The sequence below is a fragment of the Streptomyces sp. NH27 genome (genome assembly GCF_056859195.1).
In genome coordinates this window covers 1-1,618 of sequence record NZ_JACEGK010000885.1, presented here as the reverse complement: position 1 = coordinate 1,618, position 1,618 = coordinate 1, and the positions used below count along the sequence as shown (strand labels likewise).

Sequence of the window (1,618 nt, the reverse complement as noted above, 5' to 3'; positions counted from 1 at the left end):
AAGGGGCGTCCGCGTATTCGGGGGGTGGATCGCCCTCGGGGCTCGGGTGTTGCCCGGGGGTGCCGGTGGGGCGGAACGGCCCCGTCCGCCGCCGGATCGGCTTCGCAGGGTCTTGCAGAAAGTTTCTTGCAGCCTCTTTCGCAAAGCGTTGCACCGCTGTTACGGTCCTGCCCAGCCCGAGCGGACACCGGCCTGTGGGTGGGGTCGTCGAACGTCGGAACGGGTGAACGGGCACTTCCCTCATCAAGGAGTCAGGTATGCGACGCGGCATATCCGTCGTGGCGATGGCCGCGGCCATCGTCCTCGGTGCCACCGCCTGTGGCGGCGGCAGTGGCAGTGGCAGCACGCAGGACAGCGGCAACGGCAAGGCGAAGGACCCCGCCCAGGTGTCGGGCACGGTCACGTACTGGGACACCTCCGACGCGAAGGTCGAGGCGCCGACGTACAAGGCGCTGATCGCCGACTTCGAGAAGAAGTACCCCAAGATCAAGGTGAACTACCAGAACGTGGACTTCACCACCGTGGAGCAGAAGTTCAAGACCTCGGCGCAGAGCGGCAAGGGCGCGCCCGACGTGATCAGGACGGACGTCGGGCTGATCCCGGAGTACGCCTCGCTGCACTACATCGCACCGCTGGACGGCACCACCGCCCTCACCGACACGGGCGACTTCGTGGCCGGCCCGCTCAACACCACGAAGTACGAGGGCAAGTCGTACGCCGTGCCGTCGGTCACCGACACCCTCGGGCTGCTCTACAACAAGAAGGTGTTCGCCCAGGCGGGCATCGCCAAGCCCCCGACCACCTGGGACGAGTTGGTCGCGGACGCCGCGAAGATCAAGGCGAAGACCGGCGTCACCGGCACCTACATGAACCCCGACTCGTACTTCCTGCTGCCCTTCCTCTTCGGTGAGGGCGCCGACCTGGCCGACCCGTCCGCGAAGAAGGTCACCGTCAACTCCCCGGCGGCGGTCAAGGCCGTCACCGAGGCGAAGAAGATCTACGACACCTCCTCTCTGAAGATCGACTTCGCCAACGCCTACGACAACATGCAGACGTCGTTCAAGACCGGCAAGGTCGCCATGCTGATCCAGGGCCCCTGGTCGGTCGGCGACGACCTGACCGGCTCGGCCTTCAAGGACGGGTCCAACCTCGGCTACGCGCCGGTACCGGCCGGCTCCACCGGCAAGCCGCTCGCCCCGACCGGCGGCCAGGACCTGGCGGTCTACCAGGGCTCGAAGAACCTCCCCGCGGCCTACCTGTTCACGCAGTTCATGACCTCCACCGCCAGCCAGGAGCAGATCGCGGTGAAGAACGGCACGCTGCCCACCCGCACCTCGGCGTACACCGCGGACGTGCTGAAGAACCCGCAGATCGCCGGGTTCAAGCCGATCCTGGACACCGCCCGGCCGCGGGTGGCGCTCCCGCAGGTCGGCAGCCTGTTCACCCCGCTCCAGCAGGAATACATCAAGATCCTCCAGGGCAAGGCAAGCGTCCAGGGCGGACTGGACGACGCGGCCAAGCAGTTCGGCAAGCTACTGCCGGACTACACGGTGCAGTAGCACCCACCGGCTCCGGGCCGGCCGGCCGGGGTCTCGCCCGCCGCACCACGCGGCGGGCG

1 protein-coding gene is annotated in these 1,618 nt (G+C 67.7%); it reads left to right on the top strand.

Going from position 1 to position 1,618, the window contains the following annotated elements:
* The first annotated feature begins 257 nt into the window (after positions 1-257).
* The gene (locus tag AC13HU_RS36780) at positions 258-1,559 is read left to right on the top strand and encodes an extracellular solute-binding protein (protein WP_483046343.1); all 1,302 of its coding nucleotides are present in this window, start codon (positions 258-260) and stop codon (positions 1,557-1,559) included.
* Positions 1,560-1,618 lie beyond the last annotated feature (59 nt).

Bases quoted from the DNA above. Each gene is read 5' to 3' on its own strand.
- AC13HU_RS36780 (WP_483046343.1), top strand. From the start codon at position 258: ATGCGACGCGGCATATCCGTCGTGGCGATGGCCGCGGCCATCGTCCTC.